Annotated in this window: 22 protein-coding genes and 1 pseudogene; 6 read left to right on the forward strand and 17 right to left on the reverse strand. The window is 74.6% G+C overall.

The features are described 5' to 3' along the window. Window positions 1–29: 29 nt before the first annotated feature. Complete coding sequence (locus AC4H2G_RS19650) at window positions 30–2,657, forward strand: glycoside hydrolase family 31 protein (protein ID WP_494367425.1); 2,628 nt, start codon at window positions 30–32, stop codon at window positions 2,655–2,657. Window positions 2,658–2,713: 56 nt separating this feature from the next. Here the strand turns inward: AC4H2G_RS19650 and AC4H2G_RS19655 are convergent, their stop codons facing one another. Further along, complete coding sequence (locus AC4H2G_RS19655) at window positions 2,714–3,142, reverse strand: hypothetical protein (protein ID WP_494367426.1); 429 nt, start codon at window positions 3,140–3,142, stop codon at window positions 2,714–2,716. A 22-nt stretch (window positions 3,143–3,164) separates the two neighbouring features. Between AC4H2G_RS19655 and AC4H2G_RS19660 the strand changes: the two genes are divergently transcribed. The 3 genes and pseudogenes from AC4H2G_RS19660 (at window position 3,165) to AC4H2G_RS19670 (ending at window position 4,784) form a co-directional block, all read left to right on the forward strand. Continuing rightward, complete coding sequence (locus AC4H2G_RS19660) at window positions 3,165–3,638, forward strand: MarR family winged helix-turn-helix transcriptional regulator (RefSeq protein ID WP_494367427.1); 474 nt, start codon at window positions 3,165–3,167, stop codon at window positions 3,636–3,638. A gap of 87 nt (window positions 3,639–3,725) precedes the next feature. Next, window positions 3,726–4,169, forward strand: a pseudogene (locus AC4H2G_RS19665) (DUF1016 N-terminal domain-containing protein); the annotation flags it as partial. Window positions 4,170–4,259: 90 nt separating this feature from the next. Further along, window positions 4,260–4,784: a PDDEXK nuclease domain-containing protein gene (locus AC4H2G_RS19670; protein ID WP_494367565.1), complete on the forward strand. Its 525-nt coding sequence runs from the start codon at window positions 4,260–4,262 to the stop codon at window positions 4,782–4,784. Window positions 4,785–4,788: 4 nt separating this feature from the next. Here the strand turns inward: AC4H2G_RS19670 and AC4H2G_RS19675 are convergent, their stop codons facing one another. The 6 genes from AC4H2G_RS19675 to AC4H2G_RS19700 form a co-directional block, all read right to left on the reverse strand. Further along, window positions 4,789–5,304 carry a mycothiol transferase gene (locus AC4H2G_RS19675; RefSeq protein WP_494367428.1) on the reverse strand — a complete coding sequence of 172 codons (516 nt, stop codon included), beginning with the start codon at window positions 5,302–5,304 and terminating at the stop codon, window positions 4,789–4,791. Between the two features lie 347 nt (window positions 5,305–5,651). Beyond that, window positions 5,652–6,629, reverse strand: a complete 978-nt coding sequence (locus tag AC4H2G_RS19680) for an NAD(P)-dependent alcohol dehydrogenase (protein WP_494367429.1) — start codon at window positions 6,627–6,629, stop codon at window positions 5,652–5,654. 28 nt (window positions 6,630–6,657) lie between these two features. Further along, a complete protein-coding gene (locus AC4H2G_RS19685; protein ID WP_494367430.1) occupies window positions 6,658–6,897 on the reverse strand; it encodes a helix-turn-helix transcriptional regulator in 240 nt (79 codons plus the stop codon). 1 nt (window position 6,898) lies between these two features. Next, the gene (locus tag AC4H2G_RS19690; RefSeq protein WP_494367431.1) at window positions 6,899–7,318 is read right to left on the reverse strand and encodes a hypothetical protein; all 420 of its coding nucleotides are present in this window, start codon (window positions 7,316–7,318) and stop codon (window positions 6,899–6,901) included. Between the two features lie 138 nt (window positions 7,319–7,456). Next, on the reverse strand, window positions 7,457–8,101 hold the full coding sequence (locus AC4H2G_RS19695) for a response regulator transcription factor (RefSeq protein ID WP_494367566.1): 645 nt from the start codon (window positions 8,099–8,101) through the stop codon (window positions 7,457–7,459). 5 nt (window positions 8,102–8,106) lie between these two features. Then, window positions 8,107–9,540: a sensor histidine kinase gene (locus AC4H2G_RS19700; protein WP_494367432.1), complete on the reverse strand. Its 1,434-nt coding sequence runs from the start codon at window positions 9,538–9,540 to the stop codon at window positions 8,107–8,109. 311 nt (window positions 9,541–9,851) lie between these two features. Between AC4H2G_RS19700 and AC4H2G_RS19705 the strand changes: the two genes are divergently transcribed. Next, the gene (locus tag AC4H2G_RS19705; RefSeq protein WP_494367433.1) at window positions 9,852–11,825 is read left to right on the forward strand and encodes a cation:proton antiporter; all 1,974 of its coding nucleotides are present in this window, start codon (window positions 9,852–9,854) and stop codon (window positions 11,823–11,825) included. A 123-nt stretch (window positions 11,826–11,948) separates the two neighbouring features. On the opposite strand, the gene AC4H2G_RS19710 is transcribed toward AC4H2G_RS19705, so the two are convergent. The 9 genes from AC4H2G_RS19710 to AC4H2G_RS19750 all read right to left on the reverse strand — a co-directional run bounded on the left by AC4H2G_RS19710 (window position 11,949) and on the right by AC4H2G_RS19750 (window position 19,040). After that, window positions 11,949–12,890: a zf-HC2 domain-containing protein gene (locus AC4H2G_RS19710; RefSeq protein ID WP_494367434.1), complete on the reverse strand. Its 942-nt coding sequence runs from the start codon at window positions 12,888–12,890 to the stop codon at window positions 11,949–11,951. Beyond that, a complete protein-coding gene (locus AC4H2G_RS19715; RefSeq protein WP_494367435.1) occupies window positions 12,887–13,432 on the reverse strand; it encodes a sigma-70 family RNA polymerase sigma factor in 546 nt (181 codons plus the stop codon). The genes AC4H2G_RS19710 and AC4H2G_RS19715 overlap by 4 nt, the downstream gene beginning before the upstream one ends. Window positions 13,433–13,438: 6 nt before the next feature. After that, window positions 13,439–14,113 (reverse strand): YceI family protein, encoded by a 675-nt coding sequence (locus AC4H2G_RS19720; RefSeq protein WP_494367436.1) that lies wholly within the window; start codon window positions 14,111–14,113, stop codon window positions 13,439–13,441. A 105-nt stretch (window positions 14,114–14,218) separates the two neighbouring features. Continuing rightward, window positions 14,219–14,632: a VOC family protein gene (locus AC4H2G_RS19725; RefSeq protein ID WP_494367437.1), complete on the reverse strand. Its 414-nt coding sequence runs from the start codon at window positions 14,630–14,632 to the stop codon at window positions 14,219–14,221. A 15-nt stretch (window positions 14,633–14,647) separates the two neighbouring features. Beyond that, window positions 14,648–15,430: a deoxyribonuclease IV gene (locus AC4H2G_RS19730; protein WP_494367438.1), complete on the reverse strand. Its 783-nt coding sequence runs from the start codon at window positions 15,428–15,430 to the stop codon at window positions 14,648–14,650. Between the two features lie 38 nt (window positions 15,431–15,468). Then, window positions 15,469–15,720, reverse strand: a complete 252-nt coding sequence (locus tag AC4H2G_RS19735; RefSeq protein ID WP_494367439.1) for a hypothetical protein — start codon at window positions 15,718–15,720, stop codon at window positions 15,469–15,471. Window positions 15,721–15,903: 183 nt separating this feature from the next. Continuing rightward, a complete protein-coding gene (locus AC4H2G_RS19740; RefSeq protein ID WP_494367440.1) occupies window positions 15,904–17,103 on the reverse strand; it encodes an RDD family protein in 1,200 nt (399 codons plus the stop codon). A 90-nt stretch (window positions 17,104–17,193) separates the two neighbouring features. After that, window positions 17,194–17,529: a YnfA family protein gene (locus AC4H2G_RS19745; RefSeq protein WP_494367441.1), complete on the reverse strand. Its 336-nt coding sequence runs from the start codon at window positions 17,527–17,529 to the stop codon at window positions 17,194–17,196. A 164-nt stretch (window positions 17,530–17,693) separates the two neighbouring features. Next, complete coding sequence (locus AC4H2G_RS19750; RefSeq protein ID WP_494367442.1) at window positions 17,694–19,040, reverse strand: NAD(P)/FAD-dependent oxidoreductase; 1,347 nt, start codon at window positions 19,038–19,040, stop codon at window positions 17,694–17,696. Window positions 19,041–19,229: 189 nt separating this feature from the next. Between AC4H2G_RS19750 and AC4H2G_RS19755 the strand changes: the two genes are divergently transcribed. After that, window positions 19,230–19,706, forward strand: a complete 477-nt coding sequence (locus AC4H2G_RS19755; RefSeq protein WP_494367443.1) for an Lrp/AsnC family transcriptional regulator — start codon at window positions 19,230–19,232, stop codon at window positions 19,704–19,706. A 33-nt stretch (window positions 19,707–19,739) separates the two neighbouring features. On the opposite strand, the gene AC4H2G_RS19760 is transcribed toward AC4H2G_RS19755, so the two are convergent. Then, a complete protein-coding gene (locus tag AC4H2G_RS19760; protein ID WP_494367444.1) occupies window positions 19,740–21,152 on the reverse strand; it encodes an FAD-binding oxidoreductase in 1,413 nt (470 codons plus the stop codon). Between the last annotated feature and the right edge of the window lie 148 nt (window positions 21,153–21,300).

Genomic DNA, 21,300 nt, shown 5'->3' on the forward strand with positions numbered 1-21,300 from the left:
CCGGAACCATGCGAACAGGAACCACACCGATGACGACCGCCCCCGGCTTCCCGCCCCGCATCCCGACGAGCCCCGTGGCCCGGCCCGCCGCCGTCGTGCAGGGGGACGGCTACCGGATCACGGTGCTCGCCGACGGCCTCGTGCGGCTGGAGCGCGCCGAGGACGGGGTGTTCGAGGACCGCGCGTCGGCCTTCGCGCTGCACCGCGACCAGCCCGTCCCGGACTTCCGGGTCTCGGAGACGGAGAACGGCATCGAGCTCGTCACCGACCGGCTCCGCCTGCACTACGACGGCGGCCCGTTCACGGCGAGCGGCCTGAGCGTCGAGGTGCGCGGCGCGCACTCGGCGTACCACGGGGTGTGGCGCTACGGGCGGCGTGGCATCGGGGTGGGCGAGGGCCCGCAGGACACGGTGGGCAACGGCCCGGGCAACCTCGGCGGGACGGCCCGCACGCTCGACGAGGCCGACGGCGCGGTGCCCCTCGACCCGGGCGTCGTGTCGCGCGACGGCTGGGCGGTGATCGACGACTCGGCGAGCCTCGTCCTCGACGACGACGGCTGGGTCGCCCCGCGCGACGGCTCGCGCCAGGACCTGTACGTGTTCGCGTACGGGCACGACTACCGTGCCGCGCTGCGCGCGTTCTACGCCGTGTCCGGACCGCAGCCGCTCCTGCCGCGCTACGCGCTCGGCACGTGGTGGAGCCGCTTCCACCGCTACTCCGCCGACTCCTACGCCGAGCTGCTGCACCGCTTCCGGCGCGAGGGCGTCCCGCTGTCCGTCGCGGTGCTCGACATGGACTGGCACCTCACCGACGTCGACCCGCGCCACGGCAGCGGCTGGACCGGGTACTCGTGGAACCGCGACCTGTTCCCCGACCCGGCCGCGTTCCTGCGGTCCCTGCACGACGACGGCCTGCGCGTCACGCTCAACGTGCACCCCGCGGACGGCGTGCGCGCGTTCGAGGACGCCTACCCCGCGATGGCGGCGGCGCTCGGCCGGGACGTCGAGCAGGGCGACCCGGTCGCGTTCGACGCGACCGACCGCGACTTCCTGCGCGCGTACACCGAGATCCTGCACCGCGGGCTCGAGCGCGACGGCGTCGACTTCTGGTGGGTCGACTGGCAGCAGGGCGGCGTCTCGCGCGTCCCGGGCGTCGACCCGCTGTGGGTGCTCAACCACGTGCACTACCTCGACAACGCGTCACCGGCCGCGCGCGCGGCCGCTGGCAGGGCCACCCGGCCCCTGACGTTCTCCCGGTACGCCGGGCCGGGCAGCCACCGCTACCCCGTCGGCTTCTCGGGCGACTCGGTCATCTCGTGGAAGTCGCTCGACTTCCAGCCGTGGTTCACCGCGACGGCGAGCAACATCGGGTACGGCTGGTGGAGCCACGACGTCGGCGGCCACATGCACGGTGTCAAGGACGACGAGCTCGCGACGCGCTGGGTCCAGCACGGCGTCTTCTCCCCGATCCTGCGCCTGCACTCCGCGGGCAACCCGTTCACGCGCAAGGAACCGTGGACGTTCGGCGCCGAGGCGCGCGACGCCCAGGTCGCCGCGCTACGCCTGCGGCACCGGCTGCTGCCCTACCTGCACACGATGAACCACCGCGCCGCACGCGACGGCGTCCCGCTCGTGCAGCCGCTCTACCACGAGTGGCCCGAGCAGCCCGAGGCCTACGACGCGCGCAACCAGTACCTCTTCGGGTCGCAGCTCGTCGTCGCGCCGATCACGTCGCCCGCCGACCGCGAGGCCGGGGTCGGCCGCGTGCGCGCCTGGCTCCCCGAGGGGACGTGGGTCGACGTCCTGGACGGCCTCGTCTACGACGGTGGCCGGGAGACCTGGCTGCACCGCGACCTGTCGGCCATCCCCGTCCTCGCGCGGTCCGGGTCGCTCGTGCCGCTCGACGGCGCCGCGGTCCCCGGCAACGGCGTCGCGCTGCCCGAGCACGTCGAGGTGCTCGTCGTCGTCGGCGCGGACGGGTCGTTCGAGCTCGTCGAGGACGACGAGTCGGCGCTCGCGGTACCGTCACCGCTTCGCGGAGGCGAGGCACAGGGCGCGTACGCGGGCGAGGTGCCCGGTGCGCCCGACGGCGGGAGCGGCCTCGTGACCGACGGCGGGAGCGACGTCGTGCCCGAGGCGCGGACCCCGATCCTGCTGGAGCAGGGAGAGGGGCGCGTCGTCGTCGGGCCCGTGGCAGGGGACGCGCGGGTGGTGCCCGCGGCGCGGTGCTGGACCCTGACGTTCCTTGCGGTGGACGGGGACCAGGTCCCGGTCGTCACGGTCGACGACGCGCCGGTCGAGGCGTCGGTCGTCCGCGACGAGCGCGGGCTGAGCGTCACGGTCGAGGGCGTGGCGCCGACGTCGCGGCTCGCGGTCGAGGTCGGGCCCGATCCGCGCCTCGCGCCGAACGACGTCCCGGGTCGCGTGTTCGCCGCGCTCGACCGCGCGCGCATCGCCTACGACGACAAGGAGCGCGCCCACCGGGTGCTCACGACGGACCGCCCGCTCACGGTGCGGCTGTCGCACCTCCAGGCGCTCGGGCTGCCGTCGGTGCTCGAGTCGGCACTCACCGAGATCCTCCTGGCGCACGTGCCAGGGACAGACCTCTCGCGAGGGGAGGCCCCCGCAGACGTGTCGGAAGCCGTCCGAACGGTCTGAGGGGAGCACGGGTGCCGCGCCGTTCGTGCTGGGGCGGCGCGGCACCCGGGTGGAGGCTACTGCGTGAGCGTGGGCGCAGGAACGGGCCGCTCGCGGACCAGCAGGACCGCGGCGACGAGGGTCGCGAGTGCGGTCGCTGCGGGCCCCCAGGTCGTCAGCGGGTCGCCGGCGAGCGCGCCGATCACGGCGTCGAGCGCCTGGACCACGGTCATCGCGAGCGTCACGACGACGAGCGCGCGTTGCGAGCGCAGGAACCCGATCCCGACGGCGGCGAGCAGCAGCGCGATGCTGCGGCTCGCGGCGTACATCGCGAGCTCGTCCGGCGCGCCGGAGGGGCCGGTGCCCGCGGTCTCGACGAGGGCCGCGACGGAGAATCCGGTGCTCACTGCCGCGCTCACGATCGTGAGCAGCCACGTGACGGCGAACAGGCGGTGGCGCCCTTGCGCCGGCTCGGCGGTCTCAAGATCGTTCTGGTTCTGAATCATTCTGCAAGCGTAAGATGCGAGGATGTCGTCGTCCAGCGCTGCCCCTCGCGAGCCGGTTCGGGACCTGCCGCCCACCGGGTACCTGCTGACCAAGGTGGGACAGGCGACCGCCGCGCGGTTCGCGGACGCGATCGCCGACCTGGGCATCCGCCCCCGCCACTACGCGCTTCTCGCCGCGTCCGCCGCCTCGCCCGGACGCACCCAGCAGCAGCTCAGCCACCTGCTCGGCGTCGCACCGAGCGCCGTCGTCGCAGCCGTCGACGACCTCGAGCGGCTCGGCGCCGTCGATCGTGTCTCGGACCCGTCGGACCGGCGACGCTTCGGCATCCGCCTCACGCCAGCCGGCGCCGAGGTGTACGCCGAAGCGACCCGGCGCGGCGCCGCCGTCGACGAGGAGATGCTCGCCGCGCTGTCCGCCACGCGCCGTCGGGCACTGGCGGAGGCGCTCGCAGCGGTGGCGACGTCGCTCGGCCTGCTCCCGCATCCACAGGACTGACCTGACCCCTTGACAGCCCAGAGCAGCGACGCCCTACGTTCGGGCGCGACGCCCGTGGCGGGCGTCGCGGATCGAGGGGGATGGGCGATGACGTCACTGCAGGGCGAGTCCGAGCCGAACGGGTACCACGAGCTGCTGGCCGACCTCAAGTCACGGGTGCGCAACACTCAGTTCCGTGCGGCGCGCGCGGCCAACACCGAGGTGCTGCGGCTGTACTGGTCGATCGGTCGGGACATCCTCGACCGGCAGCGGAGAGCGGGATGGGGCAGCAAGGTCGTGACGCGGCTCGCGGCCGACCTGCAGCGCGCGTTCCCCGATCAGCGCGGTTGGTCGCGGTCGAATCTGCTGTACATGCGCAGGGCGGCGGAGACCTAGCCGACCGTGGACGAATTCGTCCAGCACGTTGCTGGACGATTGCCGTGGACCCATGTCCATGTGCTGCTCGACCGGCTCACGACGCGTGAGGAGCGCGACTGGTACGCCGCGGTGTGCGCGGAGAACGGATGGACTCGCAAGGTCCTCGAGTTCCAGATCAGCGCCGGCTACCGCAGGGCTCTGGGGGCGGCTCCGAGCAACTTCGCCGAGTCGCTCGACCCGGCTGACTCCGAGCTCGCCCAGGCGCTGGTCAAGGACCCGTACGTCTTCGAGCATCTGGGCCTCGTGACGACGCGCGCCGAGCGCGACGTCGAGCAGGCGCTCATGGACCGGCTCCAGGACACGATGCTCGAGCTCGGCCGAGGCATGACGTTCGTCGGTCGCCAGGTGCGCCTCACCGTCCCGGACGACGCGAGCGACGCGGTCGACGAGTTCTACGTCGACCTCATGTTCTTCCACGTCGAGCAGCTGCGTTACGTGGTCGTCGAGCTCAAGATGGGGAAGTTCGAGCCCGCGCACATGGGTCAGCTCGGCACGTACGTCGCGATCGTCGACGACCTGTACCGCAAGCCTGCGATCCACGCCCCGACCGTCGGGATCCTGCTGTGCACGGGGCGGAGCGGTCCGGTGGTGCGCTACTCGCTGGGCAGCACCAACGCACCCGTCGCTGTCGCGGACCTCCAGGGCCTGCCCGGCGACACTCGGGCGGCGCTGCCGAGCGTCGCGGAGCTCGAGGCCGTCATCGAGGACGAGCTCGAGCAGCGTCCCTGAGCCGTCAGGCCCGGCCCGTGCGCTCCAGCACGCCCCGGACGTAGGCGGCCTGACCGGCGTGCTCGAGCGCGTCGACGGCGACGCTCACGAGCCGGACGCCGAGCGTCACCGGGGGGTCCCACGCGTCGTCGACGACGCGGTCGAGGTCGCCGTCGGCGAGGGACGCGAGCACGTCGTGCGACTCGACCTGGACGGCGTGCACGTACCCGAGCAGCTGATCGCCGTCCGCGCGGACCTGCCCGACCTCCTCGGCAGACTGCCCGTAGCCCGAGGCGTCGTCGTCGAACGGGAGGTCGAACCGCCGGGCCCAGCCGTCGCGCGTCCACACCTCGTCGCGCCCGACGGCGGCCGCGACCTGGGAGTCCTGCCCACGCGCGAGGTGCCACGCGAGCCACGCGATCGTGTTGGCCTCGGGGTCGAGGCGCGCCGTGAGGGCGTCGTCGTCGAGCCCGTCCACGGCGCGGGTCGCCGTCGGTCCGATGCGTCCGTACAGGTCTTCCAGGAGTGCACGTGCGTCCACGGGTCCGCCTCTCGTCGGTCGGTTCGGCTGTCCCCGCAGCCTCTCCGCCCCGGCGCGCTCGCGCGACCCGAACCGTTCGGCTCCTTCCCCTCCGCTCCCTCCGCTCCCTCCGGTCCGCTCCTGCCGCCCGGTCGGCTGCGCCGTGGGCCCGCCAGCTCGCCGAACCCCGGGTTACGCGGCAGAACTCGCTCCGATCGCCGCACAACCCGGGGTTCGGCACGATGCGGTGACGCACAACCCGGGGTTCGGCACGATGCGGTGACGCACAATCCGGGGTTCGGCGCGGCGGGGGTGGGGCGGCCGGGTGTGGCACGAGAGGGGGCGGCGCGGCGAAGGTTCACCTGCGGTCAGTCGATCAGGACGACGACGGTCCCCGCCTTGTGCTCGTCCTCGACGTGCCGGTGCGCGTCGGCGATCTTGTCCAGCGGGTACGCCGCGTCGACGACGGGCCGCAGGGCCCCGGCCCGGCCGAGCTCGAGCGCCGTGCGCAACGTCTCGAGCTGCTGCTCGACTGACCGCAGGCCGGTGAACGCGACGACGCCGCGGCGCCCGCGCGTCCGCCGTCCTGTCCACAGGTTTCTCCACAGGATCGGGAGGGACGGGACGGTGGTGAGGTATACGCCGTCGGACGTGAGCAGTTGCCGGCAGCGCCGGTACGAGCTCGCGCCCGCGGCGTCGAGGACGACGTCGTAGCGCTCGCCGGACGACGGGAGGTCCTGGACCGTGCGGTCCACCACCTCGGCGGCGCCCAGCTCGCGCACCAGGTCGAGACCGCGCGGTCCGCACACGGCCGTGACGCGGGCACCGGCATGCACCGCGCACTGGACCGCCGCCGTCCCGACGCAGCCCGAGGCCCCGATCACGAGCACCGACTGCCCGGCCCGCACCCGGGCGTGCACGGTGAGGAAGGGCAGCGCGGTCAGGGGCCCGGCGGCCAGGACGGCGGCGTCGACCTCGGTCAGGCCGTCCGGGATCGGCCTTACCGCGCCGCGCTCGCGCAGGAGGACCAGCTCGGCGTGCGCCCTCGCGCCCATCGGCGTGAGCCCGACGACGCGGTCCCCGACCGCGAACCGGCTCACCCCGGGCCCGACCCCCACGACGTCCCCGGCGACCTCGCCGCCGAGCACGGGGTAGCGCGGACGGCGCAGGCCGAACGCCAGCCGGGCGAACCACGGCGTGCCGGACCGTGCGGCGACGAGCGCCGCCGCGACCGTGCTGGCCCGGTTGCGGACGAGGATCTCGCCGGGTCCTGGCTCGGGGTCGGGGAGCTCGCCGACCTGCACGACCTCGGGCGGGCCGTAGGCGGTGGAGACTGCTGCGCGCATGGTGCTGTCCTCTCAGGGGACGGCGGCGTCAGGCGTCGTCGTCGGGGGTGTCTTCGGGGAAGCCGAAGACCTCGTCCAGGGGTGCCCGCAGCGCGCGGGCGATGAGGAACGCCGTCTCGAGCGACGGCGAGTAGCGACCCTGCTCGATCGCGATGACGGTCTGGCGCGTGACGCCGACGCGCTCCGCGAGCTCGGCCTGCGTCATCTCGCCGCGCGCGAACCGCAGCGCCCGGATGGTGTTCGTGACGCGCGTCGGCTTGCCTCCCACGTCACGCCCCCCGGCGGTACGCGACGATCGTGGTCACGGACGACAGGACCGCCGAGAGCACGAAGCCGAGGTAGACGGCGTTCGCGATCCAGAAGTGGTCGGCCTCGACGAGCGCCAGGGCGAGGGCTGCGAGCGACCCGGCGACCACGCCCCACCACCCCACCTCGACGCCTCGGCGCGCGAGCTCGCGATCGCGCTCGTCGCTGCGGTAGCTCTCGCTCGGCCGCACGATCTCGACCGCGATCCGTACGACGATCCCCGCGACGATCGCAGCCCCGATGGACCACAGCAGCGGGGCGACGTACGCGACGTCGGCGACCGGGCCGCCGTCGGCCCGGGTCAGGATCACGCCGACGTACGCCGCGTAGACCACGACGCTCACGACGAGGTAGACCCACGTGCCTTTCTCCTCGTACGACATCTCGCGCTCCTAGCTGTCGGTAATGTCAAGAATCTCTGACATGAGCCAACGTAAAGTGCAGCAGACACGATGTCAAGAGTTCTTGACTTGCCAACGCGCGCCCGCGGAGGCCGCCGCGGCCGCGATCGACGCGGCCGGTCAGCGCACGAGACCCGACTCGTAGGCCGCGACGACGAGCTGCACGCGGTCCCGGCACCCGGTCTTGCGCAGCGCCTCGGACACGTGCGACTTCACGGTCTGCTCGGTGATGAACAGCTCGGCACCGATCTCGGCGTTCGACAGACCGCGGGCGACGCAGAGCAGCACCTCGTGCTCGCGGGGCGTGAGGGCGTCGAGACCCGGGTGCGGGCGCGGCTCCGCGACACGCGTCGCGAAGTCGCCGACGAGCCGCCGCGTGACGTTCGGGCCGAGCAGCATCGAGCCGTCGGCGACCAGGCGCATGCCCTCCACGAGCCGCGGGGCGGGGACGTCCTTGAGCAGGAAGCCGCTGGCGCCGGCCCGCAGGGCGTCGTAGACGTACTCGTCGAGGTCGAACGTCGTGAGCACGAGCACGCGCGTGCCGGGGTGGTCCGCGACGATCCGGCGCGTCGCCGCGATGCCGTCGAGCACGGGCATCCGCACGTCGACCACCGCCACGTCGGGGGAGCGCTCCGCGACGACGTCGAGCAGCTCGCGCCCGTCACCCGCCGAGCCCACGACCTCGAGCCCGTCCGCGGCGTCGAGGATCGCGGCGAACCCGCGCCGCACGACGGGCTGGTCGTCCGCGACGACCAGGCGCGTCACCGGGCTCACGCGTCACCGTCCGCGACGTCGTGGGGGACAGCGCCCCCGAGGGCACCGACGTCGCTCCTCGACCGCGCTCCTGCGCGCGGTACGGAGAAGGGGAGCCGGGCCTCGACGACGAACGTGACGCCGTCGCCGCTCGTCCCCGTGCTCAGCGTGCCGCCGAGCGCCTCGTCACGTTCGCGCATCCCGGTGAGTCCCCGGCCCGGCTCGCCGGGTCCCGTCCTGTCCGCGAGGGGGTTCGCGACGCGCAGCACGACCGTGCCGCCCGTGCTGACCGTGCCACCCGTGCCGCCTGTGCCGCTCGTCCCCTCGGTCGCGTCCGGATCCGCGCCGTCGACCTCGACGTCGACGCGTGTCGGGGTGGCCGGTGCGTGCCGGCGCGCGTTCGTCAGCGCCTCCTGCGCCGCGCGGTACACCGCGTAGCCGACCGTGGCCGGCACGCGCGCGAGGACGTCCGGCTCGGTGGTGAGCGTGACGTCCTGACCTGCGGCCCGCGCAGCGTCCACGAGCCCGACGACGTCGCTCGCCCCCGGCTGCGGCGCCAGGTCAGGCGCGGCGTCCTCGCTGCGCTGCAGCACGGCGAGTACGTGCCGCAGCTCGCCGAGCGCGGCGCGCGCGTCGGCGGCGATCTCGGCGAGCACGCCGCGGGCGGTGTCGTCCAGGTCCGGGTGGACGTACGGCGCGGACTCCGCGCGCACCGCGACGAGGGACACGTGGTGCGCGACGACGTCGTGCAGGTCGTGCGCGACACGCGCCCTCTCGGCCGTCGCCACCTGGTCGAGGGTCGCCCGGTGCGCCTCCGCACGGGCGAGCCGGGTCGCGGCGCGAGACCGTCCGAACGACGCGAGGGCGGCGGAGGTCGCGACGGCCGCGAGCACCCAGAACACGTACGCCAGGGTCTTCGTCGTGCGCTCGGCGATCTCGGGCGTTCGGGCGACCGACCCGTCCTCGAGGGGCATGTCCGTCGAGACGGCCCACACCGGGCCGACCGGGAGGAACGCGACCATGCCCGTCCAGACGTACGTCGCCGCCAGCGCGACGGCGAGCAGTCCGGGGAGGAGGGCCCGGCGCCACCCGTCCGTCGCCGCGAGCACCGCGACGCACAGCAGGCCGAGCAACCAGCCCCACACGAACGCGCCGGTGACGAGCGTCGTGAGGAAGGGCCAGGCGGTCAGCACGGTCCCCCAGACGGGCGAGCGCCGGGCGACGACGACGCCGACGACGGCGCTCGCGTTGAGGACGTGCAGGACGATCCCCGGACCCAGCAGGAAGTCACCGTCCGACCATGCGGTCCCTTGCCAGAGCCCTCGCCCCATCGAGTAGCCCCAGGTCGGCGTGAGAAGGAGGAAGAGACCGACGACCAACGCGAGGAAGCCGGGCAGCGCCCACGGCCGGAGGCGGGTCCACAGGTCCGGGTGAGCGGCGCCGTCGGGCACCGCACGACCTGCCGAACCCCGGGTTGTCGCTCCATCAGGCGCTCGATCGGGGGACAACCCGGGGTTCGGCAGGTCGCGGCGGTGCGTCGTGTCCATGCGGCCGATCCTCCCGCGTGCCCAGCCGCCGGGACCACCACCCTGCGGGGGAGCCGTTGACCGCCCGGAGCGCGACCGGGAGCGCGACCGGCGGGTGGGTCGGACCGGTCACGTCTGACCGGGGCCGTCCGGGCGCCGTCGGGGAGCGTGCTCGGTAGGTTGGACGCGGCGTGTCCAGCGGACCTGACCGCCGCACACCTTGCACGGAGGTACGGATGGACTTCCCGTTCCAGCTCACCGAGGACCAGATCCTCGGGCTCATCGCGATCGGGGCGTCCGTCGTGGTCGCGATCGTCGCGGTGAACGTGCTCGCGCCGAAGGCCGGGGTGGCGGCGCCGCTCGTGCTGGTGCTCGTCGGGATCGGCATCAGCTTCGTGCCCGCGGTCCCGGCGATCGAGGTCGAGCCGGAGTGGATCCTCGCGGGCGTGCTCCCGCCGTTGCTCTACTCGTCGGCGGTGAGCCTGCCGACGATGGACTTCCGGCGCGACTTCACGGCCATCGGTGGGCTCTCGGTCGCCCTCGTCGTCGTGAGCTCGGTCGCGCTCGGCTTCCTGTTCACCGCGCTCGTCCCGGGCATCCCGCTGTCCGTGGGGATCGCGCTCGGCGCGGTCGTCAGCCCGACGGACGCCGTCGCGACGTCGATCGTCAAGCGCCTCGGCGCGTCCCCGCGCGTCGTGACGGTCCTCGAGGGCGAGAGCCTGCTCAACGACGCGTCCGCCCTGGTGCTGCTGCGTTCGGCGATCGCCGCGACGGCCGCGAGCGTGTCGCTGTGGTCGGTCGCGGGGGACTTCGTGCTCGCGGTGGTGATCGCCGTCGCGGTGGGCTTCGTCGTGGGGCACGTCGGGCTGTTCGTCCGGGCCAAGCTGGGGCGGCCCGCGCTGAGCGTCGCGGTGTCGTTCGTCGTGCCGTTCGTCGCGTACCTGCCGGCGGAGCTGCTGGGAGCCTCGGGCCTCGTCGCCGTCGTGACGGCCGGTCTCGTCACCGGCAACGGGGCCGCGAAGTACCTGCGGCCCCAGGACCGGATCTCCGAGGAGTCGAACTGGCGCACCATCGAGCTGCTGCTCGAGGGCGGTGTCTTCCTGCTCATGGGGCTCGAGCTGTTCGGGCTCGTCGAAGACGTCGTCGACACGCACGGCAACCTCTGGCAGGCCGTCGGGATCGCCGCGCTGACGATCGTCGCGGTGCTCCTCGTGCGCGCGGTGTACGTGCTGCCGCTCGTGCACGGCGCCGGGCGCCGGGCGAGACGCGCGGAGAAGGTGCGCGGCGTCATCGTGGGGATGCAGGAGACGCTCGACGCGAAGTTCGCGCCCGACGGGACGCCGCTCCACCCGGGCGCGCCGGGCGCCGCCGAGTCGGTGACCGGCGTGACCGCGCAGTTCGAGGCGATCCGGGGCCCGCACCTCAACCCGCCGCACGTCCCGCACGGGCCTCACAGGTCGCACGGGTCGGACGCCGCGCACCAGCCGGGCGACCCGACGCGCGGGGGCCGCTCGGACGACGACGCCCGCCGGGGCCGTTCGGGCGGGCCCGCCGCCGGGACCCCGGAGCGGGTCGGCCGCGTCCGCAAAACGCTGCGACGTCGAGCGGCGGACATCGACTACCTGCGCGCGCAGCCGCTCGGGGCGCGCGAGGGCGTGCTTCTCGTCTGGGCCGGGATGCGCGGCGTCGTGACCGTAGCGGCGGCGCAGACGCTCCCTCTCGACACGCCGCACCGGTCGTTCCTCGTCCTCGTCGCGTTCGGGGTCGCGGTCGGGAGCCTTCTCCTCCAGGGCAGCACCCTCCCGTGGGTCGTGAAGAGGCTCGGCCTCACCGGGGGACCGTCACCGGCGGACAACGACCGCGGCGCGGTCCGGGCCGAGCTCGACGCCGCGGCCGCCGCGGCGATCGACGCCTCGGACCTGCGCCGTGCCGACGGGCGCCCGTTCGACCCGGGGGTCGTGGCGCGCGTCCGCCGCGACGTCGTCCGCGAGCTCGAGACCCGTGACGTGGACGCCGCGACCTCGGCCGACGTGTTCGCGCAGTACAAGGAGCTGCGCCTGCGGGCGATCGCGGCGCAGCGCAGCGCACTCCTCGCCGCGCGGTCGTCGGGCGCCTACAGCTCGCAGGCCCTGCGGCACGCGCTCGACCTGCTCGACGCCGAGCAGATCGACCTCGAGCTGCGCCGCGGCCCGGTCGTCGACGACGACTGATCCGGCGCGGCGGGTTCGCGCGAGCCGGAGCCGCTGGCGCGAGATAGAACGTCCGGTCGCGAGATAGAGCTCCGCGGGCTCTACTTCGCGACCGGAGGATCTACGTCGCGGGACGGCGCGCCCTCACGTGACGGTCGTGACGTCCGCCGCCGCCAGCGGCCGGTCGAGGCCCGCGACGCCGAGCTCGAGGCGCGAGATGCCGTCGACCGGGACGGCCGACGACGCCCCGAGGCCGTCCGAGCGCCCCGCGTCGGTCGCCGACCACGTCGCCACGACCTCCCGCGTCCCGGCGTCGTCGACGAGGACGAGCTCGTACGTCGCACCGCGCTCGGCCGCGCCCGTCGGGTAGGAGCACGACCAGTCGAGCCGCGTGCCCCACGCCGCCGGCGTCAGCACGAGCTCCGCGCGCACGTCGGCGCCGTCCACGGGGAGCAGCTCGACGGTCGTCGTCACCGGGGTCGTCTGAGGGTTCGATGGTCGGGGGGCCGGCGCCGGGGTCGTCGGCCGTGGGTCCGACGGCGCGCTCGACGGCTGTGTCGTCGTCGGTGCCGCGACGGGCGGGGCCTCGCGCGCCGGGCCGGTCAGCGCGACGCCCGCCGCCCCGCCCGCGACGACCAGGGCGACGCCGGCCGCGACGAGCAGCCCGCGGCGTCGGGCACGGCGGCGCCGCGCCCCCGCGGCGAGCGTCCTGATCGGCACCACGTCCGGCCCGCGGCCCGGCGCCGCATCCCTCGACGCTGGGTGACCCGCCCTCGGCGCGTGGCCCACCCCCGGCACCGCGATGGCGCCACCGACCGAGCCGTCGTTCACCGAGCCGTCGTTCACCGAGCCATCGTCGACCGTGCCGTCGACGAGCGCCGCCGCGTGCTCGGGCGTGAGCATGCCGAGGAGGCCCGGCATGCCGGCGAGCTCGGTGACCGCACCGCGGCACGCGTCGCACGTCGTGAGGTGTCGCTCGAACTCGCGGCGGTCGCGCGGCCCGAGCGCGCCGAGGACGTAGGCGGCGTCCCACTCACGGTACGGGTCCGCACCGGCGGCGCTCGGCGCACCGGGGAGACCGGTCATGAGGTCACTCCCTTCTCCTGCAGCGCGAGCCGCAGCGCGCGCAGCGCGTAGTGCATACGGGACTTCACGGTCCCGGGTGGCACCCCCTGCTCGTCCGCCATCTCGGCGACCGACCGACCGCGGTAGTACGCGCCCACGACGACGGCCCGGTGCTCCGGCGAGAGCGCGACGAGCGCGTCCGCCACCAGCCACGCGTCGAGCACGGACTGCGTCGCGTCGGCCTCGCCGTGGTCGGGCAGGTGGGCGCTCGCCAGCTCGCGCCGGTGGTGCGCGCGTCGCAGGTCGTCGACGACGAGGTTGCGGGCCACCGTGAACAGCCACGCCCGGACCGAGCCCTCCGGCCGTTCGAGCACCTCCGGATGGCTCCACGCGCGCAGGAGCGTCTCCTGCACGACGTCCTGGGCGCGCGTGTCGTCGTCGGTCAAGCGCGCGACGTACCGGTGCAGCGCGGTGCCGTGGGTGTCGTGCACGGCGCGCAGCAGCTCGTCCGCGACCGGGCCCGTGGGCCCGGTCGCTGTGCCGGTCGCGTCGTCGGTGGCCACCGCGGCTCAGGACGCCTGGGTCAGGGCGAGGCTGAACTCGATGCTCCCGGTCTCCTCGACCTCGACGAACCCGAGGCTCGGGGCGTCGACGCCGAAGTCCGCGAACATGATCGGCACCTCGCCGACGACCTGGACGTCGTCGCCCTCCGCACCGATCTGCGCGGCGACCGTGACGGGCTGGGTCACCCCGCGGACCGTGAGGTCGCCCGTGAGCTCGACGGCGCCGGCCGCGTCGGGGACCTCGACGGGCTCCGTGAGCACGAACGTCGCGGTCGGGTGCTCCGCGACCTGGATCGCCGTGTCGCGGAAGTACGCGTCGCGGTTCGCCACGTCGGTCGCGACCGTCGTCATGTCGACGACGACCTCAGCGTCCGTCAGGGAACCGTCCGCGAGCGTCACGGAGCCCGTGACGTCCTCCGTGCGGCCCGTCACCGTGACGTCCTCGCCGCGCAGGATCTCGTCGAGCCGGTACCCGGCGAACGAGCCGGCGCCCACGTCCCACGTCCCGTCGAGGCCGGCGGCGTCGAGCGTCGACCCGGTGCCGGCGTCGAGCGTCGGAGCGGCCGCGGCGCGGTCCTCCGACCAGTCGGCGTACAGGCCGGGGCCGAACACGACCGCGGCTCCTCCCAGCACGACCACCGCCGCGCCGACCCCCAGCAGGACCGTCGTCCTCGTGCGCACGTGCGTCTCCCCTCCGTCGTGGTGCGTCGCGGCGGAGCGCGACGCGCTGTCACCCGGTAGACGGAGCAGGAGGCCGCCCGGTTCGATCCGTGCGCGAGGAGATCCTCAGCCGAGCGGACCGCACAGGCAGAACGGGTGCCCCTCAGGGTCGGCGTAGACCCGGAACGGGTCGTCCGGGTGGCCCTCCTCGGCAGGGGTCCCCGTGAGGGGCGTCGCGCCGCACGCGAGGGCGTGCTCGTGCGCGGTGTCGAGGTCGGGGACGTCGAGGTCGACGTGGACGCGCGCGCCGCCCGGCCACGGCCGGACCTCGGCGTCGGAGCGCTGGAACGCCAGCCGCGTCCCGTCCGTCCCGGGGACCGCGAGGGTCAGCCAGTCCTCGCCGTCCGGGTCGGGCGTCTCCTGGCCGGGCGTGTACTCCCAGCCCGTGAGCCGACGGTAGAAGTCCGCGAGGGCACGCGGGTCGCGCGCGTCGACCGTCACGTTGCGCAGGGGCATGGGCACCGGAGGAGTGGGCGTCATGTCGCTCATGGTGACTTAGCCCAGCTGCTCGCGCAGCCACGCGACGTCCGCCGGGACGTCGGCGTGCGTCTCGCACACGACGGGCGTCCCCGCGGCCCGCGCGACGTCGAGCAGGAGCTCGGGGTCGATCGTCCCGGCGGTCAGGCTCGCGTGCCGATCCGCGCCCGAGCCGGCGGTGTCGCGGCTGTTGTTGAGGTGGACGAGGTCGAGGCGCCCCGTGATCGCGCGCACCTGTCCGACCGCCGTCGTGAGGTCGATGCCGCCAGCCCACGCGTGGCACGTGTCGAGGCAGAAACCGACGTTCTCCGCGCCGTCGGCCTGCTGCACCGCGGCCCACAGACCCTCGATGCGCTCGAGCCGACGCGCCATCGAGAAATCTCCGCCCGCGGTGTTCTCGATGTACACGGTGACGTCCGTCTGCAGGGCGTCGATCGCCTTGCGCCAGTTGTCGAACCCCTTCGCCGGGTCCTCGGCGGCCGTGACGTGGCCACCGTGCACCACGACGCCCGTCGCGCCGACCGCCGCGGCGCCGGTGACGATCTGCTGCAGCAGCTTGCGGCTCGGGATGCGGATCCGGTTGTTCGGGCTCGCGACGTTGATGACGTACGGCGCGTGGACCACGAGCTGCAGGTCCGCGGCCGCGGCGTCGGTCTTCAGGGCCTCCGCCCCGCCGGGGTACGTGAACTCCGGTCCCTTCCAGGACTGAGGGTCGCCGAGGAAGATCTGCGCGACGTCCGCGCCGATCCCGGCGGCCTGCGCGATGACGTCCGACTGGTCGAGGTGGGCTCCGATCCGCATGGGGACAACCTACGCGGCGTCGCCCACGCGGGCAGGGCTCAGAGGCGTGCTTCCCGGCGGATCACGTCGCGGCGCAGGTCGAGCAGCGCGGCGCGGGCCCGTCGACGGCGGTCGGCCGGGTCGACGGTGAGCTCGTCGCCGGGGTTCGCCTGCCGTCGCGGCTCGCCCTGGACGTTGAGCCCGAGGTCGGGGAGCGGCATGCTCGACGCGCGGGTCCTGTGCACCGAGCGGGTCGTCACCGGGGCGTCGGTCGCGCCGGGCGAGGAGAAGAGCGGGCTGTGGTCGGGCACGGGGCCTCCCGGGGCCGTCGGGACGATGGAACCGCCACCGGGCGGCGCAGACGCGCCGCCCGGCCGTGGCTGGTGCGCCGGACTCGAGGTCCGGCGCACTTCCATCGTGCGACCGCGACATTTCCCCCGGTCGTCCGCCGCGTTTCGTGCGTGTTGCGACTCATCCTCCGCGATGCGAGACGGTCAGGACGGCCCGCGTCCGCCGCACGAGGCGACGGTGGCCCCGGCGATCCGGAGCGACGCGTCCCAGCGCCACGCGGGCTCGAGCGCGGCGACGGTCGACGCCGCGACGCGTACCGTCTCGAGGTCGCCGCCGTCCGACGATCCGGAGAGCAGCTCGGAGGTGACCGTGCCGTCGGCCTCGGGCGTCACCCGCACCGACGACGACCGTTCGAGGAGGAGCTCGCCGTCCCAGGTCGACAGGGCGAGCACGAGCTCGGCGTCGACGGGGACGTCCGTCGGGGCGCCGGGTGCCGGTTCGACGACGTACGTCGCCTCGAGCCCGTCGGCGTCGGCCGGGGCGAAGGCCGGCGCGACCGCAGGAGCCGCCGTGCGCGTCACGCCCCAGCGGGTCTCCGTCACCGGGACGGACCACGAGACCACTCCGACGTGCTCGAACCGCAGGGGTGCCGTCGAGGCGCCCGGTTCCACCAGAGGGGTGCAGTCGTCCTGCCAGACGTCGCCCCCCACGACGGTGGCGGGCGTGAGCGCGAACGCCGACGCCGTGACGCACACGAGCGTCGCGCTCGCGGTGACGACGGTCGAGGCGCGCCGACCACCGGGGCGCGGGGCGCCGTCGGGCCCGCGGCCGCGGGAGCGCAGCCGGCCGCGGAGCGCCGCGACCCACGGGTGGGGTGCCGGCGCGTCGGCCGAGATGACGACGACCGTGTGCAGCAGCGAGTCCGCGAAGGTCTTGCGCTGCGCGTTCCACAGCGGTCGGAGGAAGCCGATGAGCAGGATCGCGTCGAGGACGTGGGCCAGCCAGCGCAGCACCGTGGCGATCAGCCCCGCCGGGCGGCCGGTCTCCTCCCGGACGACGACGATCCCGACCGTGCGCTTCCCGGGCGTCCAGCCGGCGTACGCCTGGAGCAGTGCGAGAGCGAGCGCGGTCGCCAGGAGCCAGCCGCTGTCGGTCACCGTGGCCGTATGCCCGGTCGCTGACGTGAAGATCGGCAGGAGCGACGGCGCGCCCACCGGACCGACCGCCAGGAACGTCACCGCCGACACGATCGCGGTGTCCAGCAGGTAGGCGAAGACCCGGCGTCCCCAGCTCGCGTACGGCGGCTGCGCGGGGTCCGGTCCGAGGCCGGGCAGCGTCGGCTCGATCGGCCCGGCCGCGGCGTCGTGCGCCGGCCTCCTGCCGGTGGGAACGTCGATGGTCACGCGCCGATCCTGGCAGACCGGGGGTCCCGCGTCACGGCGCGTGTCGTAGCCCGTGTCAGGGCCTTCGCGGCACGCCGCGGGTCACGACGGTCACGCAGGCCGCGGCGCGTACATGATCATCCCGACGCCGACGAGGCACACGAGCGCGCCCGCGACGTCCCACCGGTCGGGGCGGAACCCGTCGACGACCATGCCCCACGCGAGCGACCCCGCGACGAACACCCCGCCGTACGCCGCGAGGATGCGACCGAAGTGCGCGTCCGGCTGGAGCGTCGCGACGACGCCGTAGAGCCCGAGCGCCACCACGCCGGCCCCGATCCACAACCAGCCCCGGTGCTCCCGCACGCCCTGCCACACGAGCCACGCGCCGCCGATCTCGAGCAGCGCGGCGAGGACGAACAGCGGGAACGAGCGCGCGAGGTCCATGGGCGTCAGCGTAGGTGAGCGCTGCGCGACGGCGACGGGCCGGCCCGACCTGCGCTGCGCCGTCGGCCACGGCCTCGCCGAGCGCGACACAGCGCGCGGTCGAGCACGACCTGAGGGTCGCGAACGGGTCCATGACGACCCTCAGGTCGTGTTCGGCACAGGGCTCAGCGCAGCGGGTCGAACGGGCGGATCTCGGCCGGCACCCGTCCCGTGACGACCTGCTCGGCGAGCGCCCTGCCCGTCGCTGGGCCGAGCACGATCCCCCACATGCCGTGCCCGCCCGCGACGAAGACGCCGGGCGCGCGCGTCGCGCCGACGAGCGGCAGGCCGTCGGGGGTCACGGGTCGCGAACCGACCCACTCGTCGTGGCGCTCGTCGAGGTCGACGCCCTGGAACAGGTGGCGGACCGACGCGAGGATCGCTGCGACGCGCCGCGGCTGGAAGGGCTCGTCCGGCCCCCGGAACTCCATGGTCCCGGCGATGCGGAGCCGCCCCTGGTACGGCGTGCACGCCACCCGACGCGCGGGCAGGTACAGCGGCGTCTCGACCGGCGCGTCCGTCTTCACGGTGAACGAGTACCCGCGCCCTGCCTGGACGCGCGTGCGCACGCCGAGCGGAGCGGCGAGCCGTGGCAGCCACGCGCCCGTGGCGAGGACGACGGCGTCCGCGGTGAGCGTCGTCGGGCCCTCGTGCCCGACGACGTCGAGCGCCACCCCGGACCGGTCGCCACGGCCGGTGGTCCGGTCCGAGCGCACGGCGCGCGCCTCGGCGCCGGAGACGATGCGGCCGCCGCGTGCCCGGACCGAGTCCGCGAGCGCGTGGACGAACGGTCCCGGCTCGAGGAAGCGCTGGCCCTCCAGGGCGAGCACGGTCGTCACCCGGTCGGTGAGCTGCGGCGCGCGCTCGCCCGCCTCGACGCGGCGGACCGGTACCCGCTGGCCCGCGGCGGCGACGTGCTCGAGCTCTCGCAGGAACGGCCGCGCCTCGCGCTCGTGCTCGAACGCGATGGTGAACGGCCCCGGCGTCGTCCGGGCGCCGACCGCGTGGCCGGCATGGCCCGAGACGCCGCCCGTGGCACCGCCTGCGACGCCGCCCGCGGCGAGCTCGTCGAACGCGTCCAGCGCGACCCGGTCGATCGGCGTGAGAGCCGCCATCGCGCGGTCCCAGCGACGCTGCGTCGCGTGCGACATGAAGCGGGCGAGGAAGGCCCACAGGTGCGGGTCGAACCGGAGGGGGACGTGGAGCGGCGCAGCGGGGTCGAGCAGGGCCCGCGGTCCGTACGTCCACAGCGACGGGTCGGCGAGCGGCATCGCCATGCCAGGCGTGAGCCAGCCCGCGTTGCCCCACGACGACCCCGCGGCGACGCCCTCGCGGTCGAGGACGGTCACCTCGACGCCGCGCTCCTGGAGGTGCCAGGCCGTCGCGAGGCCGACCATGCCGGCGCCCACGACGACGGCGGTCCGCGGGGCGGAGCGGGGGGTGCTGACGGCACGGCGGGACGGCACGCTCACGTCGGGCTCCTTCGACCGACGCCCGCCTCGCGGGTCGCGAGGCGGGCGTGTGGCTTGTGCGCGACGGGGTGGTGTCGCGCATCGACCAGCCTGGTCGATCGTTCGGCACTGGGCAAGATCTGCCGAAGGAACCTCGCTACAGTCGGAGCAGAGCACGTCGATCTTCGGAGCGGCGAACGGAGGAGCACGGTGGAACCGAAGGATCTTCGACCCGTTCGCGGGCCGGCCGAGCTGGACGAGACGGACCGCCGCATCCTCGACGTCCTCACGACGGACGCGCGCGCGACGAACGCTGCGATCGCCGCGCAGGTCGGCATCGCGCCGTCGACGTGCCACGCACGCGTGCGCTCGCTCGTGGACCGGGGCGTCGTCCGCGGGTTCCGCGCCGACGTCGACCCCGCGGCGGTCGGGCGCGGTCTCCAGGCCCTCATCGCGATCCGCCTCCAGGCCGGCGCGCGCAAGGGCCTCGAGGCGTTCCGCGACTATCTCCTCACGCTCCCCGACGTCGAGGGCGTCTTCTTCGTCACGGGCGACCGCGACTTCCTCCTGCACGTCGCGGTCGCCGACTCCGACGCGCTGCGCGACCTCGTGTCGAGGACGCTGAGCCTCCGCCCCGAGGTCGCCGGGACGAGCACGACCGTGATCTTCGAGCACGCCCGTCCGTGAGTGGTGTCGCGTGGTGCGGGTCCCCGCACGACCTCAGGAGCCGAACGGGAACCTCCCCGCCGGGTCGTAGGCCGCGCGCACGGAGCGCAGGCGCGCGGCCGTCTCGGGCGACCACGCGCGGGCGAGCGTCTCGTCCGTCCATGGCGCGGGGAGGAAGTTGACGTTCGTCTCGCTCGCCGCCCAGGGCGCGGACCACTGCGCGAGCGCGGCGGTGCTCGCGACCATGTCCGGGACGCGCGGCGGGTTCACGCCGACGAGGCTCAGCAGGTAGCCCGCGGTCCTGCCACCGGCGGCCGACCCGCCGTCGACGTCGCGGGCCGCGGCGCCGCCCAGGTGCCGGATCTCCGCGGCGACGAACGGTGACGAGCTCGCCGGTCCGTACTCGGCGAGGAAGCGCTCGACGAACGCGTCGTCCATCGTCCGCAGCGCCGCCCCGGACACCCACGACGGTCCGGCGTCCTCCGGGTCGGCGTGGATCGTCGCGACGGCCGTCGTCGGGATGGTCGTGATCGTGTCGGTCAGCGCGGGAGCGAGCGCGCGCAGCGGCGCGGCGAGCCGCTCGCCCTCCGCGGCGTCGCCCGGGTAGGCGAAGCGGAGCGTGAGGACGTTCTTGCCGCGCAGCGGCTCCGGGATGAACGGGAGGTCCGGGAGGGCGAGCAGGACCGCGGACGTGGAGACGTCGTCGGGAGCCGTCGCCGTCCAGGTCGCCCAGCCGCGGAAGACGTCCTCGACGTGCTCGGTGTCGACCGTGATCGAGCCGGCGTACAGGGAGGTGAGCGGCGTGAGCTCGACGTCGACGCGCGTGACGACCCCAAGACCGCCCTTGCCGCCGCGCAGCGCCCAGAGGAGGTCGGGCTCGGTGTCGGCGTCCGCCTCGACGACCGACCCGTCGGCGAGGACGACGCGGAAGCCGCGCACCCAGTCGGTGGTGAGGCCGTGGCTGCGCACGAGCGGACCGAAGCCTCCTCCCAGCGTGTAGCCCACGACCCCGACGTGCGTCGACGAGCCCGTCACCGGAGCCAGTCCGTGCTCGCCCGCGGCGTCGATCACCGCCTGCCAGCGCGTGCCGGCGCCGATGCGCGCGATCCGCGTCACCGGGTCCACCTCGACCCCGGCCAGGCCTTCGGTCGCGACGACGACGCCGTCGGTGACGGGCCAGGCGGCACCGTGGCCGGTGGCGTGCAGGCGGACCGGCAGGTCGTGGGCGGAGGCGAACCGCACGGCCTCGGCGACGTCGTCCTCCGTCGTGGCGACGACGACGACGGCCGGGTCGTGCGCGACGAGCGTGCTGTGCGGGGCGACCGCCTCGGCGGCCGTCGGACCGCCGTCGGGCACGTCGCCCCGGACGAGGACGCTGCCGGCGACACGGTCGCGGAGGCCGGCGACGGCGTCGGGCGTCAGGTCGTTCGTGGTGGGTGAGGTCTGGGCGGTCGTGCTCTCGCGCATGGTGTTCCCCTCGGTTCCTGGACGGATCTCGTGACGCCGGTCGGGCGTCACCCCCCTCTGACGTGCGGGACGCGCAGGATGTGACACCGCGGCCGCACCAGGAAGAGGGAGGGTGGCCCGTCCTGGTCGTGCCGCGACGCACGGGTGA

The sequence above is a fragment of the Cellulosimicrobium sp. BMG9.23 genome, from assembly GCF_059159985.1.

What these genes read in the sequence shown, in the direction of transcription:
- AC4H2G_RS19660 (WP_494367427.1), top strand. Translation starts at nt 3,165, where the DNA reads ATGTCGTCGTCCAGCGCTGCCCCTCGCGAGCCGGTTCGGGACCTGCCG.
- AC4H2G_RS19655 (WP_494367426.1), bottom strand. Translation starts at nt 3,142, where the DNA reads ATGATTCAGAACCAGAACGATCTTGAGACCGCCGAGCCGGCGCAAGGG.
- AC4H2G_RS19725 (WP_494367437.1), bottom strand. Translation starts at nt 14,632, where the DNA reads ATGACGCCCACTCCTCCGGTGCCCATGCCCCTGCGCAACGTGACGGTC.
- AC4H2G_RS19705 (WP_494367433.1), top strand. Translation starts at nt 9,852, where the DNA reads ATGGACTTCCCGTTCCAGCTCACCGAGGACCAGATCCTCGGGCTCATC.
- AC4H2G_RS19680 (WP_494367429.1), bottom strand. Translation starts at nt 6,629, where the DNA reads ATGCGCGCAGCAGTCTCCACCGCCTACGGCCCGCCCGAGGTCGTGCAG.
- AC4H2G_RS19690 (WP_494367431.1), bottom strand. Translation starts at nt 7,318, where the DNA reads ATGTCGTACGAGGAGAAAGGCACGTGGGTCTACCTCGTCGTGAGCGTC.
- AC4H2G_RS19730 (WP_494367438.1), bottom strand. Translation starts at nt 15,430, where the DNA reads ATGCGGATCGGAGCCCACCTCGACCAGTCGGACGTCATCGCGCAGGCC.
- AC4H2G_RS19710 (WP_494367434.1), bottom strand. Translation starts at nt 12,890, where the DNA reads ATGACCGGTCTCCCCGGTGCGCCGAGCGCCGCCGGTGCGGACCCGTAC.
- AC4H2G_RS19760 (WP_494367444.1), bottom strand. Translation starts at nt 21,152, where the DNA reads ATGCGCGAGAGCACGACCGCCCAGACCTCACCCACCACGAACGACCTG.
- AC4H2G_RS19745 (WP_494367441.1), bottom strand. Translation starts at nt 17,529, where the DNA reads ATGGACCTCGCGCGCTCGTTCCCGCTGTTCGTCCTCGCCGCGCTGCTC.
- AC4H2G_RS19650 (WP_494367425.1), top strand. Translation starts at nt 30, where the DNA reads ATGACGACCGCCCCCGGCTTCCCGCCCCGCATCCCGACGAGCCCCGTG.